This is a genomic window from Kribbella monticola, from assembly GCF_003261635.1.
GTDB classification, from domain to species: domain Bacteria; phylum Actinomycetota; class Actinomycetes; order Propionibacteriales; family Kribbellaceae; genus Kribbella; species Kribbella monticola.
Map to the genome: position 1 here is coordinate 15731 of NZ_QFXK01000038.1, position 15637 is coordinate 31367.

Below are 15637 nucleotides of genomic sequence, written 5' to 3' on the forward strand. Positions count from 1 at the left end.
CCAGTTCAGCCGGCCGCAGCGATCGACGCGGGAGCGCAGCCTCTGTCGGTCAGCCGCCGGCGAAGGGTGGGAGGGCGTCTATCAGGGCGCCGTCGTGGAGGGAGGTGTCGAGGTCTACGCGTTCGCCGTCGACCATGAAAGTGCAGATGCCGAGCACCCGGGCGAGCTCAGGACGATCGGCCGAAACCGCGTCGACGAGCTCCTTCAGCGAACCCGCCCGCGCGGTCCCCGTGGACTCCCCCGCCGCAGCGCGCGCCGCGGCGAAGTACCTGATGGTCACTTCCGGCATGTGGGAGCAGCCTCACTAATCGGTTAAGTCTTCCGGTATTATGTCAGCTTGCTGTTCCAAACCAGTGTGTCTCGGGCCCCCGGCAATGACGCCGCTGGGGCCTGACGTGCAAAAGGCCCGGATCACTCACCAGGGATCCGCCGACCAGCACAAGGAGACAGCGTGAGCACGTTGCTTCTGCTGACGAACGCGCTGCAGGCCTCTACCGAGGTGCTGCCTTCGCTCGCCCTGCTACCCCACCAGATCCGGATCCTGCCGTCCGAGGTCGCTGCCCTCGTGGACGCGCCGGACGCGGACGCGGTCCTGCTGGACGCCCGCCGCGACCTGGTCACGGTACGCGGCGTCTCCCGGCTGATCCGGACCACCGGCATCGACGTACCGCTGTTCCTCGTCGTCACCGAAGGCGGCCTCACCGCGGTGAACGCCGACTGGGGCGCCGACGACGTCCTGCTCGACACGGCCGGCCCGGCCGAGATCGAGGCACGGCTCCGCCTGGTCATCGGCCGCCTGGCCGCGGCCCGGAACGAGGATCCCGACACCTCGCTGATCCGCAGCGGTGACGTGGTGATCGACGAAGCCTCGTACACGGCGAAGTTGAACGGGCGCGCGCTGGACCTGACGTACAAGGAGTTCGAGCTGTTCAAGTTCCTCGCGCAGCACCCCGGCCGGGTGTTCACTCGCGAGCAACTGCTCCAGGAGGTCTGGGGTTACGACTACTTCGGCGGCACCCGCACGGTCGACGTCCACGTCCGGCGCCTCCGCGCAAAGCTCGGCCCCGAGCACGAATCCCTTATCGGCACAGTCCGCAACGTCGGCTACCGCTTCGTCATCCCACCCACCACCCAACGCGAAACCGCCGACACCACCGTCTGATCCGCCACGCGCCGACAGCCTTCGTACGCACTCCGGCTCTGGGCGCGGGCGCACAACCCGCAAACCGTACTGCGGCCGCGACTCGGTCCGGCTGAGTCAGCCCGATCCTTCGGACTGGCTCGACCCGGCTGAGTCAGCCGAACCCATCGGACCGGCTCTGAGCGGGGGTGGCGTACCGACGGACAGGACGTACTGGGTTCGAGAGGTGGTCGCCACGCTCGGCTGGTCTGTGCGCGGCCTGTTTGCGGGCATACCTCCTGTCCGTCGGTACGCCCGGCCTTCCGCGACCACGTCTGCTGGGTGCGGAGCGACTGGAAAATGGACCTTGGACCAAGGTGTGTTTTTGCTGCTACCGTGCGTATTCGGTCTTTTCACGGAAGGTGACCGATGGCGCACGTTGCTCCGACTTCGCACCGCCGCGCGACCCGCGCATCACATCGCGGCGACCGCACCGCGGACGGGCCGATCCAGACCATGACCTGGCTCGGACTCACGTTCGCACTGATCTTCGGCCTGGTACTCGTCGGCCGCGCCCACGTCGGCGTTCACGCGGCCGGGGTCACGCTGCTGATCATGCTGGTGCCGCTGACCTTCGCGGTGTTCGGCGCCGCCCTCCGCCGAGGCCTCGGCTCCGGCAAGGCCGCCCTCTCGACCGCTCTTGCGCTCGCCTTCGTCATCGTCAGGTTCCTGATGTAGCCACCGGATCAGCCCGAGACGCCACCCGGCCGCCCATCCCGCTCGAGGTAGAGCGCGACGGGCGGCCGACGTACGGCGTACCGGCGTACCGGCGTACGGTCCAGGCGGAGCTGATCCGTACGCCGGCGGGTGAGGTCAGGAGATGCTGATGCGGTCGGTCGGGCCCGGGGTGTACGGGTCGTGGGCGGTGAGGTAGTTGGCGAACGCGTCGATGTCGAGACCGCCGAAGAACTTGTCCGTCGCGGTGGTGAAAGCCGGGAAGCCGTCACCGCCGTCGGAGAGGAAGTTGTTCGTGACGATCCGGTATGTCGTGGCGTCGACCAGCGGCTGACCGGCGATCTTGATCGAGTCGGCGACCACCTTGGCACCCGGCGCCGCGGCCGGGTTGTAGGTGTAGGTGATGCCGGCGACCTGCAGCACCTTGTTCGAGGCCTGGTTGAGACCGGAGAACTGCTGCTCCAGCAGGGCCTTGATCTGCGTACCGGTCATGTCCATCGAGACCAGGTAGTTGTTGAACGGCTGCACGGTGAACGCACTGCCGAAGGTGACCGCGCCGCCGGTCGAGGCGAGATCCGCCCGGATACCGCCCGGGTTCATGAACGCGACCACCGGCGTCTTGCCGTTGGTGACGGTCGACGGATCGGCCAGCTGCGCGTCGGCGATCAGGTTGCCCAGCGGCGACTCCTGGGAGTCGTCCGGCGTCTTCACTATCGACGGCGTGGTGATGTGGCCGATCACCTTGGACTCGATCGGCGCGACCAGCGTCTGGTACTTCGTGATCAGCTTGGTCAGCCGCGGGTCCTTCGGCACGTCCTGGGTGACGATGTGGTTGTTGGCCATCGTGTTCAGCCGGTCCACGTCGTGGGTGGCGTTGTCGATGCTCAGCCGGATCTCGGTGACGATCTTGCCGAACGAGGACGCGCTGGTGACGAGGCGCGGCTTACCGGCCGGGTCGTTGATCGAGCAGTTGTACGACTGGTGGGTGTGACCGGAGACGACCGCGTCGATCGCCGGGTCGAGGTTCTTGGCGATGTCGGTGATCGGGCCGGAGATCCCCGGGCAGCTGTTGAACGCCTTCGGGTCGGACGGCAGGCCGCCTTCGTGGATCAGTACGACGATCGCCTCGATGCCCTGCTTCTTCAGCTTCGGCACCAGCGCGTTGGCGGTCTCCACCTCGTCCTTGAAGGCGAGGCCCTGGACGCCGGACTTGGTGACGATGTTCGGGGTGTTCTCCAGCGTCATGCCGATGAACGCGACCTTCTGGCCGTTGCGGAACTTCTTCACCGTGTACGGCGCGAACAGGGTCTTGTCGGTGTTCTCGTAGAACACGTTGGCCGACAGATACTTGAAGTCCGCGCCCTCGAACTTGTGGTCCGGGCAGGAGTTCTGGTTGTTCTGGCCGTCGCCGTCGTTCAGGCAGCCGCCCTTCTGCATCCGCAGAAGTTCCTTGTACCCCTCGTCGAACTCGTGGTTGCCGACCGAGGTGGCGTCCAGACCCATCTCGTTCATCGCCTCGATGGTCGGCTCGTCGTGGAACGCGGCCGACAGCAGCGGCGAAGCCCCGATCAGGTCACCCGCGGCGACCGTGGCGGTCTCCTGGCCCTGCGCGCGAGCGGACCGGCGCAGCAGGTCCAGCTGGGTCGCCAGGTACTCCGCGCCGCCGGCGGGCGTGCCGTTCACGTTGCCGCTCGAGCTGGTGGCCGGGTTCGGCGCCAGGTTGCCGTGGAAGTCGTTGATCGCGAGCAGCTGGATCTGGGTGTGCGTCGGCTTGGGTCTCGCCGGCGCAGCCTGGGTCACGGTTCCCCCCGTGGCCAGCCCGAGCACCACAGCGGCACCGGCGGCCACCAGGCCGACGGCCCGGGGTCCACTCAGCCACTTCTTGTCTCGTCCTGTGAAGGCCATGTCTTCTCCGTCGTCGTTTCGATCACCGCTGGTGCGCGGTTCCGGGAAAATTACCCTGCGACGGCGTGCCCGGCCAATGTCTCGACGATGAACTCGACCGGACCTTTTACGGTATTGAGGTGACACTCGAAGCCGTACCTTCCCCGTTGCCCCCGGCCACCGCCGCCGCCGTCACCGAGCTCGCTCGCTCGGCTGCTCAGAGCGACGGCGTCAACCCGCTCTCCGAGCACACCTTGCTGCACCTCGACGGCGAGCATCCAGACGACGTTCACGTGCTCGCTTACGCCGGCGATCCCGGTCTGAGCGACCTCGCCGGGTACGGAGCCCTGGGACCCGACGGATCGGCCGAACTGGTGGTTGCCCCGCAGTACAGGCGTCAGGGCTTCGGTACTTCGCTCTTGCGCATGCTCCTCGATCACGGGGGTTCCCGGTTGCGGGTGTGGGCCCATGGGCGGCTTCCGGGCGCGGACGAATTGGCCGGCCGGCTGGGGCTCGAGGTTGCGCGGGAGCTGTATTTCCTCCGGCGACCGAGCGCTCCCGTGGCGGCGGCCGCTTGGCCGACAGGGATTTCGGTGCGGACGTTCGTACCGGGTGAGGACGACGCGGCGTGGCTTGCCGTGAACGCGGCCGCTTTCGCGCATCACCCCGAGCAGGGCAGCTGGGATCAGTCGGAGCTGAACGACCGGCTACAACAACCGTGGTTCGACCCGGCGGGGTTCTTTCTCGCTGTGGACGATGCTTCGGGCGAGGTGGCTGGGTTCCACTGGACGAAGGTGCACGAGGACGAGGGCGAGGCGCCGTACGGCGAGGTGTACGTCGTGGGCGTCGCGCCGTCGTACCAGGGGACGGGTCTCGGGAAGGCGCTGACGCTGGAAGGCATCCGGCATCTGCAGGAGGATCGCGGGCTGGATTCGGTGGTGCTTTATGTCGATGGGACCAACACCGCGGCTCACGCTCTGTACACGAAGCTCGGGTTCGAGACTGCGGCTCTGGACGTCCAGTTCGCGCCTGTGAACGGTGTCACACCGGATTCGTCCCCTCACGTGGCGTCATAATCCGGCCCACCACCCGTCCCACCACCAACCAGGAGCCGTCCGAGCCACTTACCCCCCAGCCGGGCGGCTCCTGGCCCTCACGCGGTTATCCACAGCTGCACCTTTTCCCATCACCCTCCGCACCCACGCCCGGTTACGATCGTGGTCGACTACGGAGAGGTGACAAGCGTGACTACCCGCAACAGGCCCGCATTCCCCGCCTACCTGACCCTGGCCTGCCTCTGCGTCGCGCTCCTGACCGGGTGTACGCAGAAAAGCCCAGAGGCCGGTCGGCCGGATACGACACTGTCCCAACCGTCCGAAGCGACCAGCACGCCATCAGGTCCCAGCGAGACACCTACGTCACCCACCAACTCAGTCGCTCCGCCCGAGCGACCGACCACGGCATCCGGCTCCAGCCTCGCAGCTGGGGAAGCCTTCATCGGCTACTACGTCGAACTTCTCAACTACTCGTACATCACCGGAGATCCATCAGCATTTTTGACCGAGAGCGACAAGGGTTGTCTCGGCTGCAAAGCTCTCGCCGACTATGCAAGAAAGACCAATGCCAAGAATGGAGGGCTGAAGGGCGATTTCAAGGACCAACTCGTCGCCGTCAAAGAGATCTACCGCGGTAAGTCGGGCCGCCTTGGCGGATCCGCCACGATCAAGACTGGAACGTATCAGGAACGCCCGACGCCTGGGGCATCTCCGATAGCACAACCGGGAAGCACAGGCACGATGGAGTTCACCCTCTCGCCGTCGGCAGGGAATTGGGTGATGTACGAGATGCAGATCGACCAATGAATTACCACAAGTGGTGGAGCTCGTTGGTGCTTTCGGCTACCGCCACTGTCACCTGCTGGCTGCTGCTAGCCTCAGCCGGAACCCTCGCCGCTGCTGCCGAGACATCTCTAAGCGCCGCGACCTATACAAAGCCCAAGCCTCCACCCAAAACTCATGTCGAGAAGCGGCGATGGGGTTTGACGGTCGACGCGAGGCAGAGCAGTCGCCTCCATGAGGCGACGGAACCCAATCCCAAGTCCCAACGATCGACGACTTCTGGCACCGGAAGAAATCGGCCCTCATCCCGCAGAGCCACCCCTGCTTCCGATGCAGAAAGACAACCCTTCCGGTTGAATCTGGGGATTTGTGGGCGGATGGGTACTGATGGGACCGTGCCGGGGCCTACCAGGTGTCAGCCGTTTACGCCGGATCGGCGGGATGTGCCGCCGCCTCCGGGTGGGGTGGTGCGGCGGTTGCCTCGGCCGGAGGATGTTACTTGGGAGCAGATATTGGCGCAATACAAGAATGTTTTGTTTCCGGGGCTTGGGGTGAAGGTTCAGCCGGTAGGGCGGACACTTGTTAACCTCGACACTATTGTTTATACGGATGAGAGCAAGGTGTCCGTGAAGACTGTTGATTTGTTGGGGTTTGCGGTGGTGGTGGAGGCTACGCCGGTTAGTTATACGTGGGATTTTGGGGATGGGGTGGTGGTGACGACTACTACGCCGGGGAAGGCGTATCCGGCTAAGGAGATTACGCATAAGTATATGAAGCGGGGCAGTGTGAAGGTGACGTTGACTACTAATTACGCGGCGCGGTATGACGTGGCCGGCACGGGGTGGCAGTACGTGGATGGGACTGTGCCGATCGCTGGGCCGGCGACTGCGTTGCTTGTTCGGGAAGCGGTGCCTGTGTTGGTGGATCCGCAGCGCTGAAGGGTCAGAAGAGCGCTTCGCGGAGGCGGGTTGCGATGCGGAGTTGGGCGGCTCGGGTTTCGCCGCCCAGGGCGAGGATGTTGGCGAAGCCGTGGATCATGCCCGGTTCGCAGATGTGGGTCACCTCGACGCCTGCGTCCCTCAGGAGGGCGGCGTATTCGTTGCCTTCGTCGCGGAGGGGGTCGAAGCCGGCGGTGACGATGTGGGCCGGGGGCAGGCCCGACAGGTCCTTGGTGAAGATCGGGGAGACGAGCGGGTTCGAGCGCACAGCGGGATCCGGGGTGTAGTGCTCGCGGTACCAGATGATGTCTTCTTCGGTCAGGTAGAAGCCCTCGCCGAAGAGATCCCGGCTGGGGCGGCGGCCGACCATGTCGACCGACGGGTAGAGCAGCAACTGGAGTGCGGGCGACGGCAGACCGCGTAGTACGCACTGCTGGGCGACCACTGCGGCAAGGTTGCCTCCGGCACTGTCTCCACCGACGGCGACCAGAGAAGGGTCCGCGCCCAGGTCTTCAGCGTGCTCGACGGCCCAGCTGAAGGCTGCGATGGCGTCTTCGGCCGCGACCGGCGCTTCTGCCTCAGGCGCGAGGCGGTAGTCCACCGCCAGCACCCCGATCGAGGCTTCCGCGGCGAGATCGCGGCAGTAGGCGTCATGGCTGTCGAGATCGCCGACGACCCAGCCGCCGCCGTGGAAGAACACGAGCAGCCCGCGACCCGCAGTACGGGGTACGTAGAGGCGGGCGCCGAGTTGGCCGTCGGCGCCGCGGACGGTGAGTTCGGTCACGCGCTGTAGGTCGCGGGGGTGCCCGGCGACCAGTTTGGCCATCGTCACCACGTTCGACCGGGCGCTCGCGACCGACTTGCGGCCCGACGGGAGCAGGTTTTCCAGCCGCATCAGGACCTGGAGATCCGGGTCGAGGACGTTGCCGTCGATCTGGATCGGGGCGCCCGCCAGGCGGCGCCGGAGCGCCTCCGGCAGTACGGTCACCGGCTTCAGGGCGTTGCCCTGCACCGTGCCCAGCGCGGTTCGCAGCAGGGTGTCCACTCGTCGGTTCACAAGGAAGGACGCTAGCAACAACCCCCGGCTCGCCGCCTGCGCAACCTGCTGTTCACCCGGGGATGCGATGCTGGACGACGTGGCTGGAGACTTGTTGGCGTCGCACAACCGGGAGTACGACGTCGAGCCCCCGTACGACATCGCGGAGGCCGGCGATCTGCCGCCGGACCGGTTCTCGGACCGGGAGCTGAGCTGGCTCGCGTTCAATCAGCGGGTGCTGGAGCTGGCCGAGGACGAGCGCGTGCCGCTGCTCGAGCGGGCCAAGTTCCTGGCGATCTTCGCGAACAACCTGGACGAGTTCTACATGGTCCGGATCGCGGGGCTGAAGCGCCGGATCGCGGCCGGCGTCGCGGTCAGGGCGGCGAGCGGGCTGTTGCCGCGTGAAGTGCTCGACCGCAGCCTGACCCGGAGCCGGGAGCTGATGGACCGGCAGGCGGAGACCTGGCGGAAGATCGTGCAGCCGGCGCTGACCGAGCAAGGCATCGAGATTCTCCGCTGGGACGAGCTGGACACCGCCGAGCGGGAAGGGATGACGACGTTCTTCAAGGACCGGGTCTTCCCGGTGCTGACTCCGCTGGCCGTCGACCCGTCGCACCCGTTCCCCTACATCTCCGGCCTGTCGCTCAACCTGGCCGTCGTGGTCCGCAATCCCGACTCCGGTGGCGAGCACTTCGCCCGGGTCAAGGTGCCACCGTTGCTGCCCCGGTTCGTCCGGGTGGCCGACGACCGGTTCGTGCCGCTCGAGGACGTGATCGCCGTCCACCTCGGCCAGCTGTTCCCCGGCATGGAGGTGACCCAGGTCCACACCTTCCGGGTCACCCGCAACGAGGACCTGGAGGTCGAGGAGGACGACGCCGAGAACCTGCTCGCCGCGCTGGAGAAGGAGCTGCTGCGGCGCAAGTTCGGTCCCCCGGTCCGGCTCGAGGTCGAAGAGTCGATCGAGCCGCAGGTCCTCAATCTGCTGGTGTCCGAGCTGGGCGTCACCGAGGCCGAGGTATTCAAGCTGCCCGGTCCGCTCGACCTGCGCGGGTTGTTCGCGATCGCGGCGCTGGACCGGGCCGAGCTGAAGTACCCGGCCTTCGTACCGTCGACCCACCCGCACCTCGCCGAGGTGGAGACCTCCAACCCGGCCGACCTGTTCCACGCGCTCAAGCAACGCGACGTACTCGTGCACCATCCGTACGACTCGTTCTCCACGAGCGTGCAGCGGTTCATCGAGCAGGCCGCGGCCGACCCGCACGTGCTGGCGATCAAGCAGACGCTCTACCGCACGAGCGGTGACTCCCCGATCGTGGACGCGCTGATCGACGCCGCCGAGGCCGGCAAGCAGGTGCTGGTGCTGGTCGAGATCCAGGCGCGCTTCGACGAGCAAGCGAACATCAAGTGGGCCCGTCAGCTGGAGCACGCCGGGTGCCACGTCGTGTACGGCGTGATCGGGCTCAAGACGCACTGCAAGCTCTCAATGGTTGTCCGCGAGGAACCCGACGGCCTGCGGCGCTACGTCCACATCGGCACGGGGAACTACCACCCGAAGACCGCACGGCTCTATGAGGACCTCGGGCTGCTGACCAGCGACAGAGTGGTCACCGAGGACGTCGGGCATCTGTTCAACCACCTGTCCGGCTTCGGTCGCAGCAGCGGCTACCGGAGGCTGCTGGTCGCACCGCAGTCCGTACGCCGTGGTCTGCTCGAGCGGATCGAGCGAGAGGTCCAGCACCACCTCGCTGGTCGCCCGGCACGGGTAAGGATCAAGGTGAACAGCCTGGTCGACGAGGCTCTGTCCGACGCGCTGTACCGCGCATCGCAGGCCGGCGTACCTGTTGACCTCTGGATCAGGGGCATCTGCACGATCCGGCCCGGCGTCCCAGGGATGTCCGACAACATTCGAGTCCGCAGCATTCTTGGCCGGTTCCTCGAGCACAGCCGGGTGTTCTGGTTCGAGAACGGCGGTGAGCCGGAAGTCTGGATCGGCTCGGCCGACCTCATGCACCGCAACCTGGACCGCCGGGTCGAGGTGCTTGTCCAGCTCAAGGAGGCCGACCACGTGACCGAGCTGGGCGACCTGTTCGACATGGGCTTCGACGAAGGCACCGGGTCGTGGTGGCTGCAGCCCGACGACACCTGGCAGGCCCGGCTGACCGGTCCGGACGGCGAGCCGCTGCGCGATCTGCAAGAACGTCTGATCGCGACTCGGGGGCGCCGCCGTCTCCCGACGGATCCGACTCCGTAGGGTTGAGACCGTGAGTACGGCGACAGTGATCGCCGCGGGTGGCGTGGTCTGGCGGGAGCACCGCGGCGAGCGCCAGGTCCTGCTGGTGCATCGCCCCCGGTACGACGACTGGTCTCTCCCGAAGGGGAAGCTGGTCGCCGGCGAGCACGTGCTGGTGGCCGCGCGCCGCGAGATCGAAGAGGAGACCGGTCAGCGGGTGATCCTCGGTCCGCCGCTCGGCGTCCAGCGGTACGACGTACGCAAGAACGGCGCGTCCGTGCCGAAGCTGGTGCACTACTGGTCCGCCGCCGTGGACGGCAAGTCGCGCGAGTTCAGTCCGAACGACGAGGTCGACAAGCTCGACTGGCTCGGCCCGGACGAGGCCCGCGACCGACTCAGCTATCCCCGCGACGTCGACATCCTCGATCTGCTCGACGGCACCGCGAAGGTCACCTCGTCGCTGGTGGTCGTCCGGCATGCGGAGGCGGTGAAGCGCAAGGACTGGGACGGCAAGGACACCGACCGGCCGCTCACCAGGGACGGGCAGGCGACGGCCGAGCGGCTGGTCGCAGTACTGGCTGCTCTTGGTGTCGATCGGGTGCTGAGTAGCGATGCGGAGCGGTGCGCGACCACAGTGGCGCCGTACGCGCAGGAGATCGGTAAGAAGGTCCACCTGCATCCAGAGATCTCTGAGCTCGGCTACGAAGCTCATCCGAAGGCGATGCGCGGGCTGGGCGACAAGGCGTGGCGCAAGGGCAAGGTGACGGCGATCTGCTCGCACCGGCCGGTGTTGCCCGCGCTGGCTCGGGAGTTGGGACTGCCCGTCGGCAAGTACGCGCCGGGCGCTTTCGTCGTCGCCCACAGGCTGGCCGGCGGCCGGATCGTCCACGAACGATTCGGCGCGCCCTGATCGGCTGCCGTCGGCAACAGTTGGTGACAACATGTTTACGTCAAGAGACTGTCTCCACGGGGCGGTGGCCGGAGTTACCCGAGAACCAGCGGGTATCTTCCTATCGAGGCTGCATTAGGGGCGCCCGACCGGCGCCGGCTCACGGAGAGGTTCGGGCGCACCATGACCAAGATGCGAGAACTCACCCTGATCGGGATCCGGATGGAATCGCCGAACCGGGCGCCTGTGATGATGCTGCGTGAGACCGAGGGCTACCGCTACCTGCCGATCTCGATCGGCTCGGTCGAGGCGACCGCGATCGCGTACGAGGAGCAGGGCCTGCGCCCGTCCCGGCCGTTGACCCACGACCTGATGCGCGACCTGATCGAAGCCTTCGGCGTCCACATCGAAGCCGTCGAGATCGTCGAACTGCGCGACGCCGTCTTCTACGCCGAACTCGTCCTCGGCAACGGCGCCCGCGTCTCCGCCCGCCCCAGCGACTCCGTCGCCCTGGCCGTCCGGCTCGGTACGCCGATCCGCTGCACCGAACAGGTCCTGCTCGAAGCCGGCGTGGCCACCCCGGAAGAAGAGCAGGCCGAGCTCGAACGCTTCCGCCAGTTCCTCGACGGCGTCGCCCCGGAAGACTTCTCCAGCTGATCGGAGTACGCCGGTACGTCGTACTCCGCGTGCATAGAGACGGCCTCGGACTGTGACGAACGAGCGCTCGAAATCACGCAGAGTCACGGGTCTTAACTCAGTTCACCTGATGGCCGCCTGGTGGCATGCCGGTCGTCGCGAAAGTTAGCTGAACCGTTCACCACTCGTTCATCCGCGACCGCCCGCCCGGTCACTTGGTCTCCCTACCTTTTGTGGAAGTTCACCAAGTCTGATTCCCGCAGAAGGGCAACACTCTCGTGTCCGTCAACCGCCTGCTCCGCGTCGGCACCGTCGCCGTGGCATCCCTCGGCGTCCTCGCTCTGAGCGCCTGTGGCAGTGACCCGGAGCCGTCCGGCTCCTCGAACCCGTCGAGTTCCGGCTCGACCTCCGCCTCCGGCGGCGACTGCCCGAAGGGCACGCTGAACGCCGAGGGCTCCACGGCGCAGAAGAACGCCATCGAGGAAGTCATCGCCAAGTACAACGAGAAGTGCGCCGACGTCACGGTGAACTACAACCCGACCGGTTCCGGTGCGGGCATCAAGCAGTTCAACGCGAGCCAGGTCGACTTCGCCGGTTCGGACTCGGCGCTGAAGACCGTGGCCACCGACGGCGGTGAGACCGAGGCGGCCGCCGCGGCCAAGCGCTGCCAGGGCAGCCCGGCGCTGAACCTGCCGATGGTGATCGGCCCGATCACGGTCGCCTACAACGTCGACGGCCTGGACAAGCTGGTCCTGGACGGCCCGACCGCCGCGAAGATCTTCCAGGGCACCATCAAGGCCTGGAACGACCCGGCGATCGCGAAGCTGAACGCCGGCGCGAAGTTGCCGTCGGCACCGATCGCGGTCTTCTTCCGCTCGGACGAGTCCGGTACCACCGAGAACTTCGCCAAGTACCTGTCCGCCGCGGGCGGCGGCGCCTGGACCGGCAAGCCGGCCAAGAAGTGGACCGGCACGGGCGCCGGCAAGGAGAAGTCGGCCGGTGTGGCCGAGGGCGTCAAGAGCACCAAGAACTCGATCACCTACGTCGAGTGGTCCTACGCCATCGACAACAAGCTCGGCATCGCGCAGATCGACACCGGCGCCGGACCGGTCGAGCTGACCGCCGACTCCGCTTCGAAGGCGCTCGCCGCGGCCAAGCCGGCCGGTACCGGTAGCGACCTGGCGCTGAAGCTGGACTACGCGACCAAGGCCCCGGGTGCGTACCCGATCATCCTGGCCACGTACGAGATCGCCTGCAGCAAGGGCCTGAGCGCCGAGAAGACCGCTCTGGTGAAGAGCTTCCTGAGCTACTTCGCCAGCGCCGACGGCCAGGGCGCGCTGACCGATCTGCACTACGCGCCGCTCCCCGAGGAGCTGCGGACGAAGGTCGACGCGGCCATCCAGTCGATCAGCTGAACTGACTACCGCAGTACGTCGTGAGGTGAGCCTCGGCCGGTTTCCGCGGCCGGGGCTTCGCCTCGTAAGCCATCGACTCAGGCGCTTGGAGCAGCACCCATGAGTAGTACAGACGGCACGGCACCGCCCGACCCGCCGGCCGGTGAGCCATCGGCCGGCGAGCCACCGGCTCGTGCGACACCGGCTGCTGAGGCACCGGCGAAGAACCTCGACCTCGGGCCGGTCGGACATCTCGGCGACCGGCTGTTCGCCGGACTCGCCCGCGGATCCGGCGGGCTGGTGGTCCTGATCGTCGCGTTCGTCGGTATCTTCCTGCTGGCACTGGCGATCCCGGCGCTGGCCGACGACAAGAGCAGCTTCCTGTTCTCCCGGATCTGGGAGCCGGGCGGCGCGGACCCCAAGTTCGGTATCGCGGCCCTCTTCTACACGACGCTGATCAGTTCGGTGATCGCGATGGTGATCGCGGTCCCGATCGCGGTCGGCGTCGCCTTGTTCACCACGTACTACGCCCCGAAGCGGCTGGCCGCGCCGGTCGCGCACGCGGTCGACCTGCTCGCCGCGGTGCCCTCGATCATCTACGGCCTGTGGGGCATCCTCTTCTTCGCACCGATCCTGCGCCCGGTGATCGACGGTCTCGCGGACGCGCTCGGCTGGATCCCGTTGTTCGAGAAGCCGGCCAGCGAGGACCTCGGCGTCGTGTTCACCGCGTCCGTCGTACTGGCGATCATGATCCTGCCCGTCGTCACCGCGATCAGCCGGGAGATCTTCGCGCAGACCCCGGTCACCCATCGCGAGGGCGCGCTGGCCCTCGGCGCCACCCGCTGGGAGATGATCCGGATGGCGGTCCTGCCGTACGGGCGCTCCGGCGTGGTCAGCGCCTCGATGCTCGGTCTCGGCCGGGCGCTCGGCGAGACCATCGCCGTACTGATCATCCTGTCGGTGCCGAACGGCAACGACCCGTGGAACTCGTCGATCTTCGCCGGCGGCGAGACGTTCGCCTCGAAGATCGCCAACAACGCCGCCGAGTTCGACTCGCCGGAGAAGACCGGCGCGTACATCGCGGCCGGCCTGGTGCTGTTCGTGGTGACCTTCCTGGTCAACTCGGCCGCGCGGATCATCGTTGCCCGCAGTACGCCGGGAGGTAAGCGGCAACGCAGGCCCCGCCCGGACAAGGCCCTCGAAGGAGCGACTCCGTGACCACCACCCTCGCCGCCAACCGGCCGGCGTACGACGGCAAGGCGCTCGACCTCACCGGGAAGTCCGGCGCCCGGGCGTTCCGGAACACGCTGGCGACCGTGCTGATCGTCCTTTGCTTCCTGATCGCGCTCGTCCCGCTGCTGTGGATCCTGTGGACCGTGGTGAGCAAGGGCTACCACCTGCTCCTGGACGCGAACTGGTGGAGCCAGTCCCAGCGCGGCATCACCGTACGGCGAGTCGGCGGCGGCGCGTACCACGCGATCATGGGCACTCTGATCATGTCGCTGCTGTGCGCGCTGATCGCCGTACCGATCGCCGTGATGGGCGCGGTCTACCTGGTCGAGTACGGCAAGGGCACCAAGGCGGCCAAGGTCGTCAGCTTCATGATCGACATCCTCACCGGTGTGCCGTCGATCGTCGCCGCACTGTTCGTCTACGCGGTCTGGATCACCGTGCTCGGCTTCAACCGAGTCGGGTTCGCGGTCTCGCTGGCCCTTGTCCTGCTGATGTTGCCGGTCGTGCTGCGCTCCACCGAGGAGATGCTGAAGCTAGTCCCGGACGAGTTGCGCGAGGCGGCGTACGCGCTCGGCGTACCGAAGTGGAAGACGATCCTCAAGATCGTCGTCCCGACGGCTTTCGGCGGCATCATCACCGGCGTGATGCTCGGTCTGGCCCGGGTGATGGGTGAGACCGCGCCGCTGCTGATCCTGGTCGGCTACTCCAAGAACATCAACACGAACCCGTTCGACGGTTTCATGGGCGCGCTGCCCACGATGATCAACCAGGACCGGACCGAACTGGCGCTGCAGCCGGCCGCGGACCGGGTCTGGGCGGCGGCGCTCACGCTGATCCTGCTGGTCCTCCTGCTCAACATCCTGGCCCGCACCATCGCGCGGTTCAGCACCATCAAGTCCAAATAGTCGAGAGGCACTGAGTCGATATGGCGAAACGCATCGAGGTCAGCGGCCTCAACGTCTACTACGGCGACTTCAAGGCCGTCGAGGACGTGTCGATGACGATCGAACCCCGGTCCGTCACGGCCTTCATCGGCCCGTCCGGCTGCGGCAAGTCCACCTACCTGCGCACCCTGAACCGGATGCACGAAGTCATCCCCGGCGCCCGGGTCGAAGGCAAGGTCGTGCTCGACGACCAGGACCTGTACGCACCGGGCATCGATCCGGTCGCCGTACGCCGGGTCGTCGGCATGGTCTTCCAGCGGCCGAACCCGTTCCCGACCATGTCGATCTTCGACAACGTCGCGTCCGGGCTCCGGCTGAACGGCGTCAAGGACCGCAAGAAACTGGCCGAGGTGGTCGAGGCGTCGCTCAAGGGCGCCAACCTCTGGAACGAGGTCAAGGACCGGCTCGACAAGCCCGGTGCGGGTCTTTCCGGCGGCCAGCAGCAGCGGTTGTGCATCGCGCGAGCGATCGCGGTCGAGCCCGAGGTGATCCTGATGGACGAGCCCTGCTCGGCCCTCGACCCGATCTCCACGCTGGCGATCGAGGACCTGATCGAGAAGCTCAAGGACCGCTTCACCGTCGTCATCGTCACCCACAACATGCAGCAAGCAGCCCGCGTCTCCGACCAGACCGCCTTCTTCAACCTCGCCGCCACCGGCAAACCGGGCCGGCTGATCGAGATGGGCCCCACGAAGCAGATCTTCTCCAACCCCAACGAAAAAGCCACCGAGGACTACATCACCGGCCGCTTCGGCTGAGT

15 protein-coding genes are annotated in these 15637 nt (G+C 66.8%); 12 read left to right on the plus strand and 3 right to left on the minus strand.

Annotated features, from left to right (window positions below):
• Positions 1–49: 49 nt before the first annotated feature.
• Positions 50–289 (minus strand): MoaD/ThiS family protein, encoded by a 240-nt coding sequence (locus DIZ26_RS30250; RefSeq protein ID WP_112247761.1) that lies wholly within the window; start codon positions 287–289, stop codon positions 50–52.
• A gap of 162 nt (positions 290–451) precedes the next feature.
• Between DIZ26_RS30250 and DIZ26_RS30255 the strand changes: the two genes are divergently transcribed.
• A complete protein-coding gene (locus DIZ26_RS30255; protein WP_112247763.1) occupies positions 452–1162 on the plus strand; it encodes a response regulator transcription factor in 711 nt (236 codons plus the stop codon).
• Between the two features lie 387 nt (positions 1163–1549).
• Positions 1550–1858, plus strand: coding sequence for a hypothetical protein (locus DIZ26_RS30260; RefSeq protein ID WP_112247766.1), 309 nt, complete (start codon positions 1550–1552; stop codon positions 1856–1858).
• 135 nt (positions 1859–1993) lie between these two features.
• Here the strand turns inward: DIZ26_RS30260 and DIZ26_RS30265 are convergent, their stop codons facing one another.
• Complete coding sequence (locus tag DIZ26_RS30265; RefSeq protein WP_112247768.1) at positions 1994–3760, minus strand: bifunctional metallophosphatase/5'-nucleotidase; 1767 nt, start codon at positions 3758–3760, stop codon at positions 1994–1996.
• Between the two features lie 119 nt (positions 3761–3879).
• Here DIZ26_RS30265 and mshD point away from each other — a divergent pair, with 119 nt between their 5' ends.
• The 3 genes from mshD to DIZ26_RS37605 all read left to right on the plus strand — a co-directional run bounded on the left by mshD (position 3880) and on the right by DIZ26_RS37605 (position 6515).
• The gene (gene mshD, locus DIZ26_RS30270) at positions 3880–4815 is read left to right on the plus strand and encodes a mycothiol synthase (protein WP_112247770.1); all 936 of its coding nucleotides are present in this window, start codon (positions 3880–3882) and stop codon (positions 4813–4815) included.
• Between the two features lie 168 nt (positions 4816–4983).
• Entirely contained in the window at positions 4984–5601 is a 618-nt protein-coding gene (locus DIZ26_RS37600; RefSeq protein ID WP_157979852.1) for a DUF6318 family protein, read from the plus strand.
• Between the two features lie 488 nt (positions 5602–6089).
• Complete coding sequence (locus DIZ26_RS37605) at positions 6090–6515, plus strand: PKD domain-containing protein (RefSeq protein ID WP_157979853.1); 426 nt, start codon at positions 6090–6092, stop codon at positions 6513–6515.
• 4 nt (positions 6516–6519) lie between these two features.
• Here DIZ26_RS37605 and DIZ26_RS30280 read toward each other — a convergent pair whose 3' ends face one another.
• The gene (locus DIZ26_RS30280; protein ID WP_232828703.1) at positions 6520–7572 is read right to left on the minus strand and encodes an alpha/beta hydrolase; all 1053 of its coding nucleotides are present in this window, start codon (positions 7570–7572) and stop codon (positions 6520–6522) included.
• Positions 7573–7639: 67 nt separating this feature from the next.
• Between DIZ26_RS30280 and DIZ26_RS30285 the strand changes: the two genes are divergently transcribed.
• The 7 genes from DIZ26_RS30285 (at position 7640) to pstB (ending at position 15635) form a co-directional block, all read left to right on the plus strand.
• Positions 7640–9802 (plus strand): RNA degradosome polyphosphate kinase, encoded by a 2163-nt coding sequence (locus DIZ26_RS30285; protein ID WP_112247776.1) that lies wholly within the window; start codon positions 7640–7642, stop codon positions 9800–9802.
• A 10-nt stretch (positions 9803–9812) separates the two neighbouring features.
• Entirely contained in the window at positions 9813–10691 is an 879-nt protein-coding gene (locus DIZ26_RS30290; RefSeq protein WP_232828704.1) for an NUDIX hydrolase, read from the plus strand.
• Between the two features lie 162 nt (positions 10692–10853).
• The gene (locus DIZ26_RS30295) at positions 10854–11327 is read left to right on the plus strand and encodes a bifunctional nuclease family protein (protein ID WP_112247778.1); all 474 of its coding nucleotides are present in this window, start codon (positions 10854–10856) and stop codon (positions 11325–11327) included.
• A gap of 257 nt (positions 11328–11584) precedes the next feature.
• Positions 11585–12721, plus strand: a complete 1137-nt coding sequence (gene pstS / locus DIZ26_RS30300) for a phosphate ABC transporter substrate-binding protein PstS (RefSeq protein ID WP_112247780.1) — start codon at positions 11585–11587, stop codon at positions 12719–12721.
• Positions 12722–12820: 99 nt separating this feature from the next.
• Entirely contained in the window at positions 12821–13918 is a 1098-nt protein-coding gene (pstC, locus tag DIZ26_RS30305) for a phosphate ABC transporter permease subunit PstC (RefSeq protein WP_112247782.1), read from the plus strand.
• Positions 13915–14838 (plus strand): phosphate ABC transporter permease PstA, encoded by a 924-nt coding sequence (gene pstA, locus DIZ26_RS30310; RefSeq protein WP_112247784.1) that lies wholly within the window; start codon positions 13915–13917, stop codon positions 14836–14838. Before pstC ends, pstA begins: the two co-directional genes overlap by 4 nt.
• 20 nt (positions 14839–14858) lie before the next feature.
• On the plus strand, positions 14859–15635 hold the full coding sequence (gene pstB, locus DIZ26_RS30315) for a phosphate ABC transporter ATP-binding protein PstB (RefSeq protein ID WP_112247786.1): 777 nt from the start codon (positions 14859–14861) through the stop codon (positions 15633–15635).
• Positions 15636–15637 lie beyond the last annotated feature (2 nt).

Bases quoted from the DNA above. Each gene is read 5' to 3' on its own strand.
- DIZ26_RS30250 (WP_112247761.1), bottom strand. From the start codon at position 289: ATGCCGGAAGTGACCATCAGGTACTTCGCCGCGGCGCGCGCTGCGGCG.
- DIZ26_RS30260 (WP_112247766.1), top strand. From the start codon at position 1,550: ATGGCGCACGTTGCTCCGACTTCGCACCGCCGCGCGACCCGCGCATCA.
- DIZ26_RS30265 (WP_112247768.1), bottom strand. From the start codon at position 3,760: ATGGCCTTCACAGGACGAGACAAGAAGTGGCTGAGTGGACCCCGGGCC.
- DIZ26_RS30285 (WP_112247776.1), top strand. From the start codon at position 7,640: ATGCTGGACGACGTGGCTGGAGACTTGTTGGCGTCGCACAACCGGGAG.
- DIZ26_RS30295 (WP_112247778.1), top strand. From the start codon at position 10,854: ATGACCAAGATGCGAGAACTCACCCTGATCGGGATCCGGATGGAATCG.
- pstC (WP_112247782.1), top strand. From the start codon at position 12,821: ATGAGTAGTACAGACGGCACGGCACCGCCCGACCCGCCGGCCGGTGAG.
- pstB (WP_112247786.1), top strand. From the start codon at position 14,859: ATGGCGAAACGCATCGAGGTCAGCGGCCTCAACGTCTACTACGGCGAC.